This window comes from Streptomyces sp. DH24, from assembly GCF_029813775.1.
GTDB lineage: Bacteria > Actinomycetota > Actinomycetes > Streptomycetales > Streptomycetaceae > Streptomyces.
Genome location: NZ_JARVKW010000071.1, coordinates 1 through 18,048 on the forward strand (window position 1 = coordinate 1; position 18,048 = coordinate 18,048).

General features: G+C 70.0%; 16 protein-coding genes. 4 read left to right on the forward strand and 12 right to left on the reverse strand.

Annotation, left to right across the window (positions count from 1 at the left end):
- Positions 1 to 216 (reverse strand): carboxyl transferase domain-containing protein (locus tag QC282_RS31270; RefSeq protein ID WP_279552967.1); only part of this gene is annotated, 216 nt, incomplete at its 3' end.
- A 121-nt stretch (positions 217 to 337) separates the two neighbouring features.
- The gene (locus QC282_RS31275) at positions 338 to 529 is read right to left on the reverse strand and encodes an acyl-CoA carboxylase epsilon subunit (protein WP_279552968.1); all 192 of its coding nucleotides are present in this window, start codon (positions 527 to 529) and stop codon (positions 338 to 340) included.
- A 392-nt stretch (positions 530 to 921) separates the two neighbouring features.
- Here QC282_RS31275 and QC282_RS31280 point away from each other — a divergent pair, with 392 nt between their 5' ends.
- Positions 922 to 1,914, forward strand: a complete 993-nt coding sequence (locus tag QC282_RS31280; protein WP_279552969.1) for a ScbA/BarX family gamma-butyrolactone biosynthesis protein — start codon at positions 922 to 924, stop codon at positions 1,912 to 1,914.
- 201 nt (positions 1,915 to 2,115) lie between these two features.
- Here QC282_RS31280 and QC282_RS31285 read toward each other — a convergent pair whose 3' ends face one another.
- On the reverse strand, positions 2,116 to 2,802 hold the full coding sequence (locus tag QC282_RS31285) for a ScbR family autoregulator-binding transcription factor (protein ID WP_279552970.1): 687 nt from the start codon (positions 2,800 to 2,802) through the stop codon (positions 2,116 to 2,118).
- Between the two features lie 347 nt (positions 2,803 to 3,149).
- Positions 3,150 to 3,869 carry an HAD family phosphatase gene (locus QC282_RS31290; RefSeq protein ID WP_279552971.1) on the reverse strand — a complete coding sequence of 240 codons (720 nt, stop codon included), beginning with the start codon at positions 3,867 to 3,869 and terminating at the stop codon, positions 3,150 to 3,152.
- A 254-nt stretch (positions 3,870 to 4,123) separates the two neighbouring features.
- On the opposite strand from QC282_RS31290, the gene QC282_RS31295 reads away from it, so the two are divergent.
- A complete protein-coding gene (locus QC282_RS31295; protein WP_279552972.1) occupies positions 4,124 to 4,888 on the forward strand; it encodes an SDR family oxidoreductase in 765 nt (254 codons plus the stop codon).
- Between the two features lie 27 nt (positions 4,889 to 4,915).
- On the opposite strand, the gene QC282_RS31300 is transcribed toward QC282_RS31295, so the two are convergent.
- From QC282_RS31300 to QC282_RS31335, 8 genes are all read right to left on the reverse strand, one after another.
- Positions 4,916 to 5,317, reverse strand: coding sequence for a DUF6009 family protein (locus tag QC282_RS31300; protein WP_279552973.1), 402 nt, complete (start codon positions 5,315 to 5,317; stop codon positions 4,916 to 4,918).
- Positions 5,314 to 6,813, reverse strand: coding sequence for a phage/plasmid primase, P4 family (locus QC282_RS31305; RefSeq protein ID WP_279552974.1), 1,500 nt, complete (start codon positions 6,811 to 6,813; stop codon positions 5,314 to 5,316). The genes QC282_RS31300 and QC282_RS31305 overlap by 4 nt, the downstream gene beginning before the upstream one ends.
- A 612-nt stretch (positions 6,814 to 7,425) precedes the next feature.
- Entirely contained in the window at positions 7,426 to 7,809 is a 384-nt protein-coding gene (locus QC282_RS31310) for a DUF6009 family protein (protein WP_279552975.1), read from the reverse strand.
- A 190-nt stretch (positions 7,810 to 7,999) separates the two neighbouring features.
- A complete protein-coding gene (locus tag QC282_RS31315) occupies positions 8,000 to 9,532 on the reverse strand; it encodes a phage/plasmid primase, P4 family (protein WP_279552976.1) in 1,533 nt (510 codons plus the stop codon).
- Positions 9,529 to 10,551, reverse strand: a complete 1,023-nt coding sequence (locus tag QC282_RS31320; RefSeq protein ID WP_279552977.1) for a bifunctional DNA primase/polymerase — start codon at positions 10,549 to 10,551, stop codon at positions 9,529 to 9,531. Before QC282_RS31320 ends, QC282_RS31315 begins: the two co-directional genes overlap by 4 nt.
- Positions 10,552 to 11,171: 620 nt before the next feature.
- Positions 11,172 to 11,726: an XRE family transcriptional regulator gene (locus QC282_RS31325; RefSeq protein WP_279552978.1), complete on the reverse strand. Its 555-nt coding sequence runs from the start codon at positions 11,724 to 11,726 to the stop codon at positions 11,172 to 11,174.
- 6 nt (positions 11,727 to 11,732) lie between these two features.
- Entirely contained in the window at positions 11,733 to 13,952 is a 2,220-nt protein-coding gene (locus QC282_RS31330; RefSeq protein WP_279552979.1) for a helix-turn-helix transcriptional regulator, read from the reverse strand.
- Positions 13,953 to 14,211: 259 nt separating this feature from the next.
- Positions 14,212 to 14,439 (reverse strand): hypothetical protein, encoded by a 228-nt coding sequence (locus tag QC282_RS31335; protein WP_279552980.1) that lies wholly within the window; start codon positions 14,437 to 14,439, stop codon positions 14,212 to 14,214.
- 1,032 nt (positions 14,440 to 15,471) lie between these two features.
- On the opposite strand from QC282_RS31335, the gene QC282_RS31340 reads away from it, so the two are divergent.
- Both QC282_RS31340 and QC282_RS31345 read left to right on the forward strand, forming a co-directional pair.
- Positions 15,472 to 16,734, forward strand: a complete 1,263-nt coding sequence (locus tag QC282_RS31340) for a ParA family protein (RefSeq protein WP_279552981.1) — start codon at positions 15,472 to 15,474, stop codon at positions 16,732 to 16,734.
- On the forward strand, positions 16,731 to 17,789 hold the full coding sequence (locus tag QC282_RS31345) for a ParB/RepB/Spo0J family partition protein (protein WP_279552982.1): 1,059 nt from the start codon (positions 16,731 to 16,733) through the stop codon (positions 17,787 to 17,789). Before QC282_RS31340 ends, QC282_RS31345 begins: the two co-directional genes overlap by 4 nt.
- Positions 17,790 to 18,048 lie beyond the last annotated feature (259 nt).

Here is an 18,048-nt window from a genome sequence, read left to right on the forward strand (position 1 = left end):
CCGCCGCAACTGCTCGACCTCACGGAAAGACCCCGGATCGACAAGAAGCTCAATCCGCTCCCGAGCCGTCAGCTTCCCCTTGGCATGCTGCGCCTCGGTCGCCTTCTCACTCGGCCCGGCCAGTGCCTGGGCGCGTATCGCGTGCAACTCCGCCACGTGACCGCGTATGTCGGTCGGCTCTGTCCCGATCGCCGCCGGGGCAGTCGTCATCACCATCTCTGGTCCCTTTCTGGAACGAGACCGAGGAGATCCCGCCCCGGTGCCACGGAGAACTTGGTCAAACCGCCTGCACGGTTCGCGTCGTCTGCGGTGGAAGGTGTTCCGGGCGGCAGCCGGCTCATCGCCAGCTGCGGGGCGGCTCGTAGTGCTCCGGCCGCTTCCACCAGCTCCATCCGAGCGTTGTCGGCGGCTGCTCGGGTTCCGCCCGGCCGCCTGCCCGCAGGGCGAGCAACACCGCGGTGAGAGCGGCCAGTTCCTCCTCGCCGGCCTGACCGCGTTCCACGCGGAGCACGGCTTCTGCGCCCTCCATCCGGCCCGTCCCCTTTCCTCGGCTTTCCTCGGCCTCCTCGGCCTTCCTCAGCCTTCCTCGAAACTCTGGGCCAGAGTCGATCAGGCCGCTCGAGAAGCACTGAGGGATCGCTTGAGGCTCGGCACGGGTCCCGCCCCGGCACCAGTTTCGGACCGGAAGATGACCTGGCCCGACGGCGGCCGAATCGCACACGTCGTCCGAGGTCCAACGGGCAGCGGCCAGGGCGGCACCCTCTCGCGGGATCCACCGGAACCGATGCGGAATTCGCCATTCCACAAATCGTGCGGGCGGAGTGCTTCCTACCGCTAGAAAATAAACCGGGTGGTATGTATCTTCACTGCCCTGAGAAACCCACCAGCAACTACACGCCAACGCCGCTCAGGGGGAACAGCATGTCTGCGAGCACGTTCCGTGTCGAACGCGCGATACTCGCCACCCGGCACACGCAGAGCGACACCCGGGCCCCGCAACGAGCCGTAGCACCTCGCTACCCGTCTCTGACCACCACAGTTCCGAAGGAGTTCGTCCACCGCGCAAGCATCGCCGAGGTGATGCTGACCGACTGGGAGCGCCTGGACGAGGAACACTTCACGGTGACCGCCCAATTGCCGCGCCTGCACGGCTTTTTCGCCACGCTCGACGGCTACCACGACCCGCTGCTGGTGGCCGAAACAATCCGCCAGGCGGGTCTTCTTCTGGCACACGCCGAGTTCGGTGTCCCGCTCGGCCACAAGTTCCTGATGTGGGATCTGGCGGTCGACATCACGCCCAGCCGGCTCCGTCTCGGCGCGGCGCCGGCGTCCGTGGTCATCGAGATCACCTGTTCGGACATCAAGCGCCGCGGCAAGAACCTCGCGGGGCTCCACTTCGACGCCGTGATCCATCGCGACGGGCAGCGGGCCGCGACCGGCGGGGCCACCTTCACCTGCACCTCACCGGCTGTCTACCAGCGCCTTCGGGCGCCCCGGATCGGTGACGACGGTGTCACACCGATCCCGCTGACGAGCCCCACGGCACCGCAGAACGTCGGCCGCCTCTCGCCCACCGACGTCGTCCTGTCCCCCCTGCCGGCATCCGACCGCTGGCAGCTGAGGGTGGACACCAGGCATCCGGTGCTCTTCGACCATCCCGTCGATCACGTGCCGGGCATGGTGCTGCTGGAGGCAGCCCGCCAGGCCACCGTCGCCTTCCTCGGGCGGGACTGCCTGCCGGTCGGCATCACCAGTGAGTTCACCCGCTACGCGGAGCTCGACGCCCCGTGCCTGATCGAGGCGTGCGCCCTTCCCCCGTGCCCGCAGGGCAGGGAACGCGTGCTCGTGACCGGACGGCAGGACGGCACCGTCGTCTTCACTTCGGCCGTCACCGTGGCACCGGCCGCGCCGTGAACGGGTGAAGCCATGGCCGGGTGAAGCCATGGTCGGGTGAAGCCATGCAGAGCGAAGCGGCGCCCCGCTCCGGCGGGCGCCGCTTCAACTGGGAACTTGAGTCGCTTCAGTCGCTTTTCGTCTGCCCGAAACCGCGTGACCTCGATGTCTGTGCACCGTCGAGGAGCGACTCAGGCAGGCGGAGGGCGGCTTTCGCGTGCCTCAGGCGGGCACCGGGGTCGGTTCGGACGCCGGCTCGGGGGCCGGTTCGGCCGCCGCTTCCTCGATCGCTTGGCGAATGATGCGGGCTCCCCGGTCCGGCGCCACGTCCAGGCGCATCAGCACCGCGGGCGAGGCGATGGACGGCAGCAGATGCTTCAGCAGAACGGAGGCCCGGTGCTCGATGTCGTTGAGGCCGGTCTCCAACTGGGCGTAGAGCTGAACCCCGTTGAACGAGCTGACCACCAGCTCGGCGACCTCGCGCGGCACCACGTGCCCCAGGGTCTCGCCGCGCTGATGGGCCTCGGTGAGGATGTCCGTCAGCATGTCGACCCACAAAGGCCAGGCGCTTCCGTAGTGCCTGCGGCCGATGGGGTCCGCCGAGAGCCGGGCGCCGGCCCGCAGCAGGGGTTCGTGGACCAGTCGGTGGGCCACCGACATGGCGACGTCCACGACCTCCTGGAGCTTGATCTCCTGCGCGGGCAGCGCCTGGTCCGTCTGGACCTCCAGCACGCCCTTGGCGAGCGCTTCCTTGGAGTCGAAGTGGAAGTAGAGGGCACCTTTGGTCACCCCGGCGGTCTTGAGGATGTCGGCGACCGTCGCCGCCGTGTAGCCGTGCTCCGCGAAGACAACCGCAGCGGCCTCCAGTACTGCGCGACGGGTCCTGACCGCACGTTCCTGCTGGGCCACTGAACCTCCCTCTCCTGAACGCACCCGCATGCACGCCCGGAGCCGTGCATGCGGAGCCCAAAAACAAACCGTCCAGAAGGTACCTTATCCTTATAGGCTGGCAAAGGACAGCACCCGAGTTTGCCCATTGTTCCCGTGTTCGCCCCATGAGACGGCCCGGCGGGAATGCGCCGGGCCTCTCGCTGCGAAGCAGAACCGTGCTGGTCAGATCGACTCTACGGGGTTTTCCGCATGTCCAGGGCCCGGTGCGGGCATCCGCCGAGCCCGATCGAGCCGCCCGGGGCGACAGGACCCAGAAACCATCCGCTGTGCAGGTTTCTGGCCCGTCCGGCGCCCGTCCGGGCGTTTCAGGCGAGCGCGCAGACGGGCTCGCCGAAGGCGGCGGCCACGGCCGTGCCGCCCCACAGACGCCCCTCGGCGGCCTCGGCGTCGACGGTCCGCACCAGATGCTCGTCGATCTCCCCGAGCGAGCCCACCAGGTGCCGCACCCCGGCCCGGTACATCAGCTGCCGCTGGAAGCTGTGCTCGTACGCGGTCGGGTGCCCGATGAACGCCGCCCCCAGCTCCCGAGCGGCCTCGGCCACCCGCGCCACGTCGTCGATGAACAGCGCCTGGTCCGTCCGGACCCCGAAGACGTCCTCGGCGATCTCCCGGACACCGGGGCGGAAGGCGTCGGTGCACACATAGCCCGGCCCGTCGAAGTACGCCTGGTAGGGGCCGAGATGACGCTCGAAGTGGCCGCGCCCGAGCCCGCCGTAACACACCATGTGCGCGCCGGTGGAGCGCAGACGCGCGAGCAGGGCGCCGGCCCCCTCCATGACGCGGACGGGGTGGTCCACGAGGTAGGCGCTCCGCTCCCGGAAGTACGCCTCCACCACTTCCTCGGGCGTCCCCGGCACGCCCATCGCGGCCGCCGCCCGGAGCTGCGGCTGGGACAGCACCGCCCGCTCCAGCTCGGCGGTGTAGACGCCGCCGCGACGCACCACGAACCGGTGGATGACCGGGCTGAAGGTGTCGTTGAGCAGTACCCCGTCGATGTTGACCGCGATCAGACGCAGATGCCGCAAGGCCATCACAGAACCGCCTAACGTCGAGCCGCGCAACCGAGGCGCGCGGCGCCTGATGGGCAGGACAACGGCCCCGCGCCCACTCCCCCGGTCGCGGCGGCCTTACCAACATGACATTAAACCGGGCGTGCGGTTTCTTCAACCGATATCCTCGTCCCGGGGATCGCCGACCCGGCCCGGCGGAACACGCGTGGGGAGACTGTGCCCGCGCCGCAGCGGAAGGTGCCGGCCAACGCTCACAACAGGGGGTACTGATGGGCACGTTGAAGGACAGAACGGCTCTGGTCACCGGCGCCGGGCGGGGCATCGGCCGGGCCATCGCCCGCCGGCTGGCGGCGGACGGCGCGCTCGTCGCCGTGCACTACGGAAGCGACGAGGCCTCGGCCCGCGAGACCGTGGACCTGATCACCGGCGACGGGGGACGCGCCTTTGCCCTGCACGGGCCGCTCGGTGTGCCCGACGACGTCCGGACGGTCTACGAGCGGCTGGACGCCGGCCTGGGGGAACTGGGCGAGCCGGCGGCGCTGGACATCCTGGTCAACAACGCCGGTTTCAATGTCCGGGGCGGGGTGGCCGAGGTGACGCCGCAGGACTTCGACCGGCTGATGGCCGTCCACGCCAGGGCGCCGCTGTTCCTGGTGCAGGAAGGGCTGCGGCGGCTGCGCGACGGCGGCCGCGTCATCAACATCAGTTCCGCGGCGACGCGTGTCGCCCTGCCGTCCTCGCTCGCCTACTCCATGGCCAAGGGAGCCCTGGAGGCCCTCACCCGCACGCTCGCCAAGGAGCTGGGCCCGCGGCAGATCACGGTGAACTGCGTGGCGCCGGGCTTCGTCAGGACGGACCTGAACCGGCAGCGCTGGGCGACGCCCGAGGCCGAGGCGCAGCATGCCGCGTACTCGGTGTTCGGCAGGATGGGGCACCCGGCCGACATCGCGGACGTGGTGGCCTTCCTCGCTTCGCAGGACTCCCGCTGGGTGACGGGCCAGTGCGTCGACGCCTCCGGCGGCACGGGCCTGTGACGGGCCGCCTGCCGCCGCCCGCCCGGGTCACAACGGCAGGGTGATGTCCAGTTCCGGCACCGCGGAGGACGGCGGACCGCCCCAGGAGCGCTGTGTCTTGCGGCCCTTGGCGCCCGGGGCGAGGGTGCGCGGGTCCACGGCCTCCGCGGGCGCCCCCGTGGCGTACAGGCCGTCGGGGTCGGTGTCGCGGTCGTGGGGAAGCAGCCAGAAGACGCGGCGGCGGAAGGTGCCCGAGGAGCGGGACGGCTTGGCCTCGGGCCCGAGCAGCGCGTAGCCGACCATCCGGCCGTCGCGGTGGTAGGCGGGCCGGCTGCGGCGGGTCGGCAGCCGGTCGAGGCTCTGGCGCACGTAGTCCAGCTTGCTGACGTCCTCGAGCCAGACGAAGTCGACCTCGTGGACGATTTCGTCCTCTGCGATGAGGGCACTCATGCTGTCTCCTCGTCGGCGACCAGTCCGATGCCCGGGTAGTACTTGCGCTGGTTGGACAGGATCATCTCCTTGGGCGACGCCAGCCCCACCACCTCGCGAACACGTGCCGCGAACGCCCGGGACGACACGGCCGGGGCCCCTTCATTCTGACACCACGTCTTGTAAGCCGCGTAGAGCCGGGCCTGTTCCGCTCTCGAACCGGGCTCCATCCGGCAGCACTCGCTCAGGAACCGCCCGGTGTAGTCCTCGGTCTCGGCGTAGGCGTTCGTGGCGATCCGTACGCGCTCGGGTCCGGTGAGGTCCTTCTCCCCCGCCAGGTAGCGGCGTGCGCCCGTGATGAGCCAGTTGAGGATGCCGGGGCCCTCTTCGTTGACGAGGATGTCCGCCAGGTTGTCGATCTTGTGGTCGTCGGGGACGACCCGCTCGAACGGGATGAGCCGCATGCGGCGCCAGAACGCGAAGCCGCCGGTGCCCACTTCGGGCCGGTGGTTGCCCAGCAGCCAGAGCTTGTGCGTGGGCTGGAAGCTGAAGAAGTCCTGCCGCATCCGGCGGGCCTTGATCCGGTCGCCGCCGGTCAGCAGCTTCACCCGGGCCTCGTCGAAGCGGTCGCCGGGCTTGACCTCGTTGCACACGATGACGCGGCGGCCGTGCAGTTCGGCGAGATCGGTGGGGTGGCCCTCGTAGGGGCGGGCCATCAGGAAACCGGGGGGCGCGGCGTCCGCGTAGTCGCCGACCAGCTTCATCACCACGTCCAGGAGCACCGACTTGCCGTTCTTGCCGGAGCCGAACAGGAACGGCAGGACCTGGGCTCCGACGTCGCCGGTGATGGAGTACCCCAGCAGCAGGTGCAGGAACTCGATCATCTGCGCGCCCTCGGGTCCGTCGCCGAAGGTGTCGGTGAGGAACCGGTCCCAGCGGGGCGTGGGCATCGCCTGCGGGGCCACGGTGGTGGAGCGGGCGTGGAAGTCCTTGTTCGGGTCGGGTCTGTGGAGCAGTCCGGTGCGCAGGTCGACGACGCCGCCCGGGGTGCACAGCGCGTAGGGGTCGGCGTCCAGCTGTGAGGCGTTGAGGACCATGCCGGGCGCGGACTTCGCCTGTGTGAGCATCGCGTTCATGCCGCTGGTGCTCAGTGCCCGCCGGCGGTGCTGCTGCAGCGCGGTGGTGCTGTGGACGCCGCGCGGGTCGCTGGTGGCGATGGACTCGGCCAGATCCCCGGCCGCCCACAGCACGGTCTCGTCCTCGTCGATCTGCCAGCGGGTGCTGTCCCACCGGAACCAGCCGAGTCCGGGCACGTGCCGGTAGTCGTTGGAGTAGAACTTCACGAACAGCTTGGCGTTGCCCCGGTCGCTGAGCGTGTCCGGCAGGAGCCCGTCGGCGGCGGCCTCGGTCGCGCTGCGCGCCTGCCGGGGAGCGGGCACGGTGACGGGCTGCGCGAGGATCTGCGCGGCGACCGCCTCGGCGTCGAAGCGGAACAGGGCCTGGTCGTCGGAGGTCATCAGCGGCCTCCTGAGGACGTACGCGCGGCAGGCGCGAGCTTTCTTGAGTAGTCGAGTGAGCCCCGCAGCTCAGAGGCCATGCGCACCCCCCACCAGCGACTGAAGCGACTGAGCGACCGACACAGAGTAGCGAAGCCTGAGTGCACCACAGTGGCTCACGGGAAACAAACATTCGACACAGGGCGGGAACGCAGCGACTTACGCGGTAAACGGGCCAGCGACCGGGGCCGGTGGGCAGTGTGCCCCGGTGATCGGCAACAGCGCAGGTGAAAGCACCCGGAAGGACCGGAACAGCGACTGAAGCGACTGAAGGTCGCTATATATGACGCACGCGCGCGCACGCCAATGTCCTCATATACCGAAACGTTGGGTCGCTTAGGTCGCTGCCGAAGCGTCAAACCCGCTTTGACCTGCGGGTTTTCCTCGTGGGCGGGGAGCTGCTCAGGCCGCGTTCCGTAGCTGTCCCCCGGTCGCTGCCCCTGCCGACGGGTTCGGCCACAGCGACCGAAAAGCGACTGAGGCCGGTCCGGTTCGGCGGCGTGACGGCCGAGGGCACCTCAAGCCGCCCTGTGGTGGGGCTGGATGCCCCGCTCGCGGGTGCATCCCGAGGTGTCAGACCCGGGTGCCGGTCGCGGCGGCCGGGCCCCGCTGTGAACGCGGGGTCTTCTCGCCGACCTTCCGGACGTCGACGGTACGGGGGTCCACGGCCTCGCCGGGCGCGCCCTCCTGGTAGAGGCCCTCGGGCTGGGTGTCGCGGTCGTGCGGCAGCAGGAAGAAGACCCGGCGGCGGTACAGGCCGCTGTCGGGGTCGGCCTCGGCGTGGTCGTCGAGTTCGGCGTAGCCGACCATGCGGCCGTCCCTGGCGTAGCGGGGCTTGTTGCGGCGCCGGGGCGTCTTGTCGAGGGCCTGGCGGACGTAGTCGAGGTTCTCGGGGTCTTCCAGCCACACCACGTGTGCCTCGTGGGTGAGATCGCCCTCGGTCAGTAGCGAGCTCATGGCTGCTGCCCCTCCTCTGTGTGCCGGGCCGGACGGCGGTCCGCATCGTGGTCTCGTGTGCCGTCCGCTGCGGGGCCTGGCGCCGCGGGTTCATGGTAGGCCGGGCGGTCGCAAGTGTGTAGAGGCGCCCGGGTGCGCTCGGCGCTTCGGCGGCCGCGGGGCGGTACGGGGTGACGTTCTGACGGTGGGTTCATGAGTGCGTGTCCAGCAGGGCGAGACCGGGGTAGTACTTGCGGCCGTTGGATTTGATCATGTCGGCGGGTGAGGCGAGACCGACCTCCTGCCGGACGCGGGTGGCGAACGCGCGGGCCCCGGCGGGACGGATCCCTTCACCGGCGCTGCACCAGGCGGCGTACGCCGTGTACAGCAGGCCCTGTTCGACGCGCAGGTCGGGCTGCGCCTCGACGTCGCGGGTGCAGCACTCGGTCAGGAAGCGGCCGATGTGGTCCTCGGTGTTGGCGTAGGCGGTGGTCGCGATACGGACGCGGTCGGGGCCTTCGAGGCTGTCGCGGGTGGTCAGGTAGCGGCGGGCGCCGTCGATGAGCCACTGCAGGATGCCGGGGCCTTCGTCGCGGACCAGTTCGAAGGCCAGGTTGTCGATCTTGCGGTGGTCGGGGACCGTGCGCTCGAAGGGCAGCAGGCGGATGCGGCGCCAGAACGCGAAGCCGCCGGTGGTGACTTCGGGCCGGTGGTTGCCCAGCAGCCACAGGTGGTGGGTGGGCGTGAAGGAGAAGTAGTCCTGCCGCATCCGGCGGGCCTTGATCTTGTCGCCGCCGGTCAGCAGCCGCACGCGCGCCTCGTCGAACTTGTCGTTGGGCTTGAGCTCGCTGCAGACGATGAGCCGGCGGCCGTGCAGTTCGGTGAGTTCGGTGGAGTGCTCGGAGAAGGCGCCGCGGTCCATGAGGAAGCCGGGCGGGGCGGCGTCCGCGTAGTCCCCCAGGATCTGAATCATGGTGTCGAGCAGGACGCTCTTGCCGTTCTTGCCGTGGCCGTGGAGGAACGGCAGGACCTGGGCTCCGACGTCGCCGGTGATGGAGTACCCCAGCAGCAGGTGCAGGAAGTCGATCATTTCCTTGCCCTCGGCGTCGTCGCCGAAGGTGTCGCTCAGGAAGCGGTGCCAGCGCGGCGTCTCGCAGCGCTGCGGGGCGACGCTGGTGGCGCGGGAGTGGAAGTCCCTGGTGGGGTCCGGCTTGCGCAGCAGGCCGGTGTTGAGGTCGACGACACCGGCCGGGGTGCACAGCGCGTAGGGGTCGCCGTCGAGGGTGTCGGGGTCCACGGAGAGGTCCGGTGAGGCCTTCGCCTGCGTGAGGAGGGCCTTCATGCCGGTCGTGGACAGGGTGCGCTTCTTGTGGCGGAGCAGCTCGCGGTCGCTGAACACGCCCCGCGGGTCGCTGTCCGGCATCTCCTCGGCCATCTCGCCCGCCGCCCACAGGGCAGCCTTCTCCCCGCCGGTGCGCTTCCAGCGGTAGCCGTCCCAGGAGAACCAGCCCAGTCCTTCGACGTGGCGGAACTGGTCGCGGTAGAGCCTGACGAACAGCTTGGCGTTGCCGCGGTCGCTCAGGGTGCTCGGCAGCGGCGGCGACTGCGCCCAGGACGGCGTGGCGACCGGCGAAGCGTGCGCCTGGGCGGGCAGAACGGGCGGCCCGGGCTGCGCCTGGTCGAGGTCCAGCATCTGCTGAGCGGCGGCGCTGGCGTCGAAGCGCGGTGTTTCGGCGCTGCTCATGAACGTCCTTTGAGGTGGAGCGGGCGGGCGGACCCTGCGGCGAGGGCGTCGTCGATGATGCGTGCGTTGCGGGCGCTCTGCCGGGGACGCGCGGTGTCGGCGGCCTCGCGGAGCAGAGCGCGTGCGGTCTCCTCGTCGAGGTGCCCGGCCGCGGCGAGCCCTCCGGCCGTGTAGGCGGCCTTGTTGAGCTTCTCGGTGAAGGCCGCGCCCTCGGGCGTACCGGCGCACTCGGCGACGTCGGCCAGCAGCGGCGCGAGGACACGCTGCCCGCCGGCGGACGACGGGCCGGAGCGGCGGCTGCGGGGAACGGCGGGCCGGGAGCGGACGGGCGGCGGCTGGATCAGGTGACCGGTGCGCACGAGTTCCTCACCGAGCCATTCCGGCAGGAGCGCGGGCAACCGCGCCGCGCCTTCCGGCCGGTAGGCCCCCTGGGCGGTGCGGGTGGTGGGGGCCACGATGTAGCCGCCGTCGGCGCGTACGTCGACCTGCCACGCCAGCGCGACCTTGGGGCTGGACCCGGTCGAGCAGCGGAACCGGGTCGCCGGGTGCGGGTTGCGGTACCAGACGTGCAGGCCCCCTGAGGGGGTGCGCACGCGCAGGGTGCCGGTGTCGTCGGCCGGGCTGGGCTGCCCGCGCAGCGCGGCGAGGAGCGCGAGGGTGTCGAAGCCGGACGCAAGCCCCCGCAGGTTCACGGAGTCGTGGATGGGGATACCGGGAAGCAGACGGTTGCGGTCGGGGACCGGCGCGGAGTGCGCGTCGATGTCGATCACGATCAGGTCCGCTCCCCCGCAGGCGATGCCGACGCCCCGTGCGGGGGTGTGCGACCACCAGCTGTCGATCCGCGCGACGTCGGTGGTCGCGGCGTGGAACCCGTGGCACGGGCGGCCGGCGGGCAGGCAGGCGCAGCCCGCGGGCTGGTGCTGCTGGTCCCTGCAATCGGGGCAGTTGGCGACGGGGGTCTTGCGGCCCGGCGCGAGGGGATGGACCGGCCAGCCCTGCTCCGCGCACCAGCGGGCCACGGCATGGGGCGTGGCAGACCGCGCTGGGGCTGCGGACTCTCTCGTCACACCAGGGCCGGGCAAGTGTCTGTCCTTCTGCCGGGAGGGACTGTAGGGACTGTATTTCGGAAGAGAGTCTAGGACCCGGGTCCGACACAGGGGCAGCAGCTTCCCCGCGTGGCGGTTCATCAGTCCCTCGGTCCCTACCGTCCCTTGAGTCTCTCCCGAGCCGAACTCGACTGAGAGGCCCCGCCAGAGACCCAAAAACAGGGACCGGGACCGAAGCGAGGGACCAAACCCCTGATCCGTCCCTTGGGTCCCTCGCTTCAGTCCCTGCATGTTTTCGCAGGTCAGACGGCATATGAGCCCTCCGCAAGGGACTGAAGGGACTCAAAGTCGCAATTATGAGCTAGCTATATATATAAGGCTGACAATATGTACGCGCGCGCATACGCACACGCGCTAATGTCTTATAACTGGGAAGTTGAGTCCCTTCAGTCCCTGTCTGGACCCCCAGAACCCCTCTGACCTGCACTTTTGGCAGGGACTGAAGCCCAGGGACCGAACAACGCCAGACCCTGCCCTCCGGTCCCTGGCCCTGCGCTGCGCCCTGCCGGCCCCTGGTGCCGCCCCGCTGAGGCCTACAGACCGAACTCGACGTGCTCCAGGTCCGTGTACTCGACCTGGAGCCCCGCGGCACGGCGGCCGCCGTCCTTGAAGTACGTCTCCTGCAGGCCCTCGGCGGCGATCTCCCGCAACTGCCGCTCCCCCGCGCCCTGTTCCCGCGCCTCGAAGAGCCGAGCGGCGTAGTGCGGCGGCAGAGCCACGGTGAGGTGGCGCAGGCGGGCGTCGTCGGTGGTGCCGGGCGCGGCGGTGTAGCCGAACCGGGCGCGGGTGTCGATGACGATGCCGTTGGTGGTGGCCGCGGCCTGCCGTGCCCGTGCCCGGACCTGCGGCTGCCACCGCCTGGTCACCTCGGCCTCCAGGCGCTCCGCGAGGTCCCTGCGGGGCCTTTTGATCTGGTCCTTGACGTACCGCTCGACGGTCCGCTGGGACACGCGCAGCATCTGGGCGACGGCCCTTGTGCCCTTGAGCTGCTTGACCAGGTAACGCATCTGCGCCCCGGCCGACTTCGGAATCGGGCGTGTGAACGCCTGCTGCACCGCCTTGTCCAGGCTGTCGCCGAACATGCCCATCGCGGCCTACTCCCCGTCGTCCTTGGTGGTGACCTGACCGTCCTTGATGTACCTGGCCAGGTTCAGCTCGGGACCGTGCTCCTCACGGACGCCCTCCGCCCACAGAGTGCTCTGCGTGCCCTCGTGCTTGACCATCCCCGGCGAGACACCCAGACGGAAGCCCCCAGGCAGCGGCTTGCCGTCCCGGTAGGGCAGGAAGTCCAGCGGGCTGGGACCACCGGAGGCGTACACGGCGCAGTCCGAGAGAACCGCGACCGGATACTGCCCCGTGAAGGCGGCGTGCTTGAGCATCTTGCGGTGCATGTTGACACGCGCCTTGGAGATCACGGCAGCCCGGATGTCGGGACGCCAGGTCGGCCGGGCCAGGGCCGGCCACGGCTGACCCGGCCGCCAGCCGCCCCCGCGCGGGCGCTCGCGCAGCTTGCCGATGCCGCCCTTGACCGTCGCCTTGATGGCCGACAGCACGACCGCGAGGTGCGGGTCCCGCTGCCGGTGCCCCTCCATGGCCGTCAGGAACTCCTCGGGCGACAGATCGGCAGTGACCCCCAGCTCGGCCATGGTGGCGACGTAGGCGTCCCGCAGCCGCGTGTACCAGGCGTCCAGATAACGGCCGTTGTCCGGCCGGACATACGCCTCGATCGGCGCGACGTCGTACCCGAGCTCCACCGCGTACGCGACGGTCGGCGTCGCGTACCAGGCAGGCCCCTCGGGACGCTCCCCCTGCGGCGTGAACGGGCTGGGCAGCATCTCCCCCGCGAGCCGTACGGGCTCCTTGCCGACCAGGACCCGGGAGAGATCCACGTGGGACAGGTCGACCAGCCACGAGCCGGGCAGCTTCGGGTCGAACGCCGGCGCCTTGACGTGCACGGGCGCGCCCAGCCCGACGACCGTGCCGTTGGCGGCCGCCGCGAAGGCCATGTTCACGTCGATGCCCACCACATGAGGCAGGAGGCATTCGTCGTCCGTGAGCGGCCGCGCCCAGTCGTAGGCCTCCTCCACCAGAACCTCGGCGGGGGTGCGCTGGTGAAAGCGCGGCAGGTCCGCCAGCAGCGGGTGCCCGTCGGGAGCCTCGCACGGCGCGCAGTCGACCGGCTGGGTGCCCAGTGAGCCCGGATTGTGCTCGCTGTGGCGCCTGCCCGTCGCATCCGGCTCTCCGGCCCGGGTGGGCGGGTGCAGGGCCGTCATCAGCTCCAGCCCGGTCACCGCGGTGGACCCGCGCGGCGTCATCACCCGCGTCGCGTACGTGCCCAGCAGCCGGGCCAGGTCCGCCGGATGCAGCCGCGCGGTGCCGCCCCAGTGCCGGGGGTCGAGGGCGCCCCAGGACGGGATGCACAGCTGCACGCACGCCCGCTGGGAGCCCTGCGCGGGACGGTAGATCCGCGCCCAGGGCCCGAAGCCCCGCTTGGTCAGCTTCCAGTCGGCCCGCGCCAACTGCTTGACCACCTTGTGGCCTTCGGGAATCCGCCCGGCGATACGTTCCTCCTGCGTCAGCTGCGCGGGAAGCCCGTAACGCTCGCACGCGGCCTCGGTCAGCACGACCAGCGGGTCGGCGTCCTTACCGTGGAAGTTCAGCCGGGGCGCGCCGAGCTTCGCCTCCGACAGTGTCCAGTCGACGAGGGACGGCAGCGTCCTCGCCGGCACGTCCAGCACCAGCCCGCCGACGCAGTACGCGACGACCTCGCCGTCCGCCACGTCGACGACCGCGAGCGGCCCGTTCTCGAAACGCGGGTCGGCATCGGCTCCGGTACCGGCGACGGCCCCGGACCGGGGCTTCGGCGCGGCCTTCTTCGCCGCGGGCTTCACGGCAGGCTTCCCCGCAGGCCGACGTGGCGGTGCCGTCCTGGCCGAGGGCGCGGAAGCCGCCCCCGTAGGCTCCTTGGCCGCCACAGCGGCGCCCTGCCCGGACGTCGTGGCGGCGGCGGGAGGGGTGGCGGAGGCGGCCCCCTGAGCAGGCTCGGGCTCAGGACCGGGGGCAGTTTCGGGCGGTGCGGGGTAGAGCTCCGCGAGCTTGTTCAGCAGCCGCGCGTACGCCTCCCGCTCCGGAGGCCTCGGCTCGGTCCGCCCGGCCTCCCAGCCGCTGACGGTGGCCCGGCGTACGTTCAGCGCGCCGGCCACCTGGTCCAGCGTCAGACCGTGCGCCAGACGCAGCCGCTTGCGCTCCGGGGGCGGCGGCAACGGGGACGCGGACGCGACGAGCGCGTCGACCGCTTCGAACAGCTTGGACATGGAGAACCTCCCGAGCGCCCACCCTATCGCCAAAAGCGTACGCACAGCGTACATTTCGCGTACCAAACGCGTACGTGTCGCGTGCATCAGGTCGCGGCGTGCGGCTGCTGGTCCCCGGGACGTGGGAAGCGGCCTTCGCCGCGAGGCGCTGGCGGCAGCGCGGGTGGCGCAGTCCAGCAACAGCGGCAGCCCGTGAAGGTCGGCCAGCCCTGAGACCGCGGCAGGCGGCACCGACGTCGCCAGCCCGTGCAGGCGAGCGTCAAGTCGTCACCGAACCGGCCGTAACTGCCGTCGCAGGCACCCGCGCCGTCCGCGGCGAGGTACGGGGACGGCTGGCCCCGTGCAGGCGCACCACCGCCGACCACACCATCTCGTGCGCGAACTCGTACAGGTCGCCGTCCCACAGGATCCGCACGGCATCGGCCACCGGGTCGTACGGCGGAGTCGCCATCAGGCAGGCGCCCAGCACCGCGCGTTCGGCATCCACGGAAACGGTCGGCTGGTTCAGGGGTCGGGTCAGGGAACTCGCCGGAGCGCCCTCACGTTGCTGCGGGAGACGCCGGGATGCCGAGATGTGTGCAGCGGCGCAGCGGGTTGCTGTCGTCGTCCAGGAGCCAGCCGTACTGGTCGCATGCGTCACAGGCTCCACGAGCGAACCCGACGACGCGGGCCCCGCTCCCCCGACAGGCGCTGTGCGCGGGGCGGGCTGCACCGACGCGTATCCGCGCAGGTCCTCGACCCACCCCGGCAGGCACTTGGTCCACGAAGTCTCGCCGCTGGTCTTCTTCAGCGGCCGGCCCCGTGCGGCTGGGCAGGGTCGGGTGAGGCAGCGGCCGGCGGCGCAGATGACCGGCCTCCAGAAGCCGGCCGAACGACTCGTAGACGGCGTCCTTCCCGACCAACGCCCGCGCGTTCTTGGCCGACCGGAATCGGATGTGCCCGGATTCGTCAATCGGCCGGTGCTGGCTGCGCAAGAAGGTCGTCCCGTAGGGAAGGCGTTGAAAGGCCACCCGGGTCACCCCGAAGACAGCGGCGACGTCTTCCTGCGTCAGACCGTCCGCCTTCCGCAGCCGCGCACGAACGTCCGGCGGCGGCATGACCTCGGACCGCGCGAGCAGAGCATCGACCGCGTCGAGCAGCTCCGACAGCGCTCACCCTCCTCAGACGTGATCAGGAACTACACACAGAACTGCACTCACAACTACGGAGTTGGCGGCGGACCTCATGACGCTGCTGCGCAACGAGGGCGACCACACCTCGGACGACGACGGCACCTCGCGCCCTGGGCAAGACCTCCCCGACCGCTCCGCTCCCAGGCCACCTATTACGCCGTAATAGCCCACCCCTCCCGGCCGCCCACGGCCTCACTATTACGCCGTAATGGACCGCTCCTCCCCCGCACCCACAGCCCGGCTATTACGGCGTAATAGCCCGACAGCCACTCTGACGCCCCAACAAGAACCGGCTAGCTAACGTGTCGCCGTCCCAAAGGATCAAGGACGTTAGTAAGGTGTCCCCCATGAACGCGCCAGCCACCTCCAGCGACCGCGAGAAGGTCGTCTCCAAGCTGCCGGGATGGCTCCGGCAGAACCTCAAGATCAGAGCCGCTCAACACGGCATCGAGATCCAGGCCGCCGTCGAACAGGGCATCAGGGACTGGTGCGGCCTGGCCTCCACCACAGCAACCGTCGACACCTCCGGCGCCGACTCCTTCTCCACCTTCCTGCCCCCCGGCCAGTGGGAAGAGTTCCGCCAGGTCGCCACCGACCGCCGCGTCTCCCTCATCCAGGGCCTGGCCCAGTCCGTCCAACTCTGGCTCGACTCCAACCCCGCACCGGACATCGAACGCCCCGAAGTCACCCGCCGCATCATCGTCTGCAACCAGAAGGGCGGCGTCGGCAAGACAGCCATCACCGCCGGCCTCGGCGAAGCACTCTCCGAAGACCCCAACACCCTCCACTCCGTGCAGGTCGCCAAAGCACTCGCCAAGGCCCTGCGCGCCAGCGACACCCACCCCGACAGCGAGGCGACCACCGACCCCCTCGATGTCGAAAACCTCCCCGGCCTCGGACTGCGCGTCCTCCTGGTCGACTTCGACCCCCAGTGCCACCTCACCAACCAGCTCGGCGCCGCACCCCTACCGCTCAACGGCGACAGCCTCACCAACCACATGGCAGGCGACCCCAAGGGCGACCTCCGCGACCTCATCGTCTCCATCGACGACGCCACCTTCGGCGGCCGCCTCCACCTCCTGCCCGCCTGCAACGACGCCTTCCTCCTCGACGTACGCCTGTCCGCCGTACGCGCACGAGAAGCCGCACTGGAACGCGCCCTGGCACCGCTGGAACCCGACTACGACGTCATCCTGGTCGACTGCCCGCCCAGCCTCGGCCTCAGCATGGACGCCGCCGCCTACTACGGCCGACGCCGCGACGGCGAAAAGCCCGGCCAGTCCGGAGCCCTCATCGTCGTCCAGGCCGAGGACAGCTCCGCCGACGCCTACGAACTCCTCACCACCCAGATCGACGACCTGCGCAGCGACCTCCAGGTCGACATCGACTACCTCGGCATCGTCGTCAACCTCTACGACTCCCGCCGCGGATTCATCGCCACCTCCTCACTACAGGGGTGGGTCGACATAAAGGACCCACGCGTCGTCGGCCTTATCGGCGACCTCAAGGAACAGAAGGAAGCAGTCCGCGTGAAGCAGCCTCTGTTGTCGTACGCCCCCAAATCGCAGCAAGCGATCGGCATGCGCGCACTGGCCAGGGAGATCGCATGAGCAAGGCCGACCAGCTGGGCACCGGCCGTTTCGGGGGAGCGGTGCGCCCCGTGAGCGCACGCAGGCAAGCCGTCGCCGCCGCCACCGGAGTCCCCACCGACGGCATCGCACCGCCCACGGAACTCCCCCCGCACCGCATCAGCCTCAACCCCGACAACCCCCGCTCCAGCCTCGGTGACCTCACCGACCTGGCAGGAAGCCTCAAGACCCACGGCCAGAAGCAGGCGATCACGGTCATGAACCGCGACGCCTACATCAAGGCCAACCCCGAACGCGAAGCCGACCTCGAACCCGACACCACCCACGTCGTCATCGACGGCAGCAGCCGCCTCGCGGCCGCCCGCGAAGCCGGCCTCACCACCATCAAGGTGATGGTCAGCGACGACCAGGGAGCCAACTCCGAAGAACTCCTCGAATCGGCTCTCGTCGCCAACATCCACCGCCAGGACCTCGACGAACTCGACGAAGCCCGCGCGCTGCAACGCCTCCTGGCCATCCACGGCAGCCAGACCGCCCTGGCCAAGCGACTCCACCGCTCACAAGGCTGGGTCTCCCAACGCCTCGCCCTGCTCAACCTCACACCCGAACTCCAGGCCCGCATCGGCCAGGAGCCCATCGACCTCCTCCGCGCAGTCGGCAGCAAGCCCCACGCACAACAGGCAGCGGCCCTCGAAGAACTGAAGACGGCACGAGCCCGCAAGACAGCCGAACAACAGGCCGGCAAGCACAAGAAGCAACCCCCTGCCGAGCAGCCCTCCGCGCCAGACCCCTATTACGACGTAATAGGGGAGACACAGAAGCCGACCCCCCCGACCGACCGCACCCCTCCCGAACACCAAGCCCCCCCACGCACGGAAGCCGTCCCAGAACCACGCACCGCCAACACCCCGAAGACCAAACCCCAGCCCCTGCCAAGACTCCCGTACGACGACGGCGTCTTCATCGCCATGCACCTGATCCGAAAGATGAGCCCTCCAGAATTCGAAAAAATGCTGGCCATCCTCAACGACCACCAAAAACACCAATCTCCCCCCACCCCCGACCCCACCCAGTAACCAACCCCTCACCCCCACTGCCCGAACCTCTTGGGGTTCCATTACGGCGTAATAGAACCCCAAGAGGTCTTCATGGCTCTCCCCATGCTTTTTGTTGGGGTTGTGGGGTGTTTGGTGTGTTTTTTTGTTGTGGGGGGGGGGGGTGGTTGATTGGCGGGTTGGTGGGGTGTGCCTGGGTTGAGGGTTTGTATTTGATTGGTGGGGGCGGGCTGCTGCAGCAGCTGGCCAAGCGCCTGCTGGAGTCCGTCCTGGTGGGCGA

Excerpts from the sequence above, each read along its gene's own strand:
- QC282_RS31275 (WP_279552968.1), bottom strand. The coding sequence starts at position 529 with ATGGAGGGCGCAGAAGCCGTGCTCCGCGTGGAACGCGGTCAGGCCGGC.
- QC282_RS31280 (WP_279552969.1), top strand. The coding sequence starts at position 922 with ATGTCTGCGAGCACGTTCCGTGTCGAACGCGCGATACTCGCCACCCGG.
- QC282_RS31295 (WP_279552972.1), top strand. The coding sequence starts at position 4,124 with ATGGGCACGTTGAAGGACAGAACGGCTCTGGTCACCGGCGCCGGGCGG.
- QC282_RS31300 (WP_279552973.1), bottom strand. The coding sequence starts at position 5,317 with ATGAGTGCCCTCATCGCAGAGGACGAAATCGTCCACGAGGTCGACTTC.
- QC282_RS31305 (WP_279552974.1), bottom strand. The coding sequence starts at position 6,813 with ATGACCTCCGACGACCAGGCCCTGTTCCGCTTCGACGCCGAGGCGGTC.
- QC282_RS31310 (WP_279552975.1), bottom strand. The coding sequence starts at position 7,809 with ATGAGCTCGCTACTGACCGAGGGCGATCTCACCCACGAGGCACACGTG.
- QC282_RS31315 (WP_279552976.1), bottom strand. The coding sequence starts at position 9,532 with ATGAGCAGCGCCGAAACACCGCGCTTCGACGCCAGCGCCGCCGCTCAG.
- QC282_RS31325 (WP_279552978.1), bottom strand. The coding sequence starts at position 11,726 with ATGGGCATGTTCGGCGACAGCCTGGACAAGGCGGTGCAGCAGGCGTTC.
- QC282_RS31330 (WP_279552979.1), bottom strand. The coding sequence starts at position 13,952 with ATGTCCAAGCTGTTCGAAGCGGTCGACGCGCTCGTCGCGTCCGCGTCC.
- QC282_RS31340 (WP_279552981.1), top strand. The coding sequence starts at position 15,472 with ATGAACGCGCCAGCCACCTCCAGCGACCGCGAGAAGGTCGTCTCCAAG.
- QC282_RS31345 (WP_279552982.1), top strand. The coding sequence starts at position 16,731 with ATGAGCAAGGCCGACCAGCTGGGCACCGGCCGTTTCGGGGGAGCGGTG.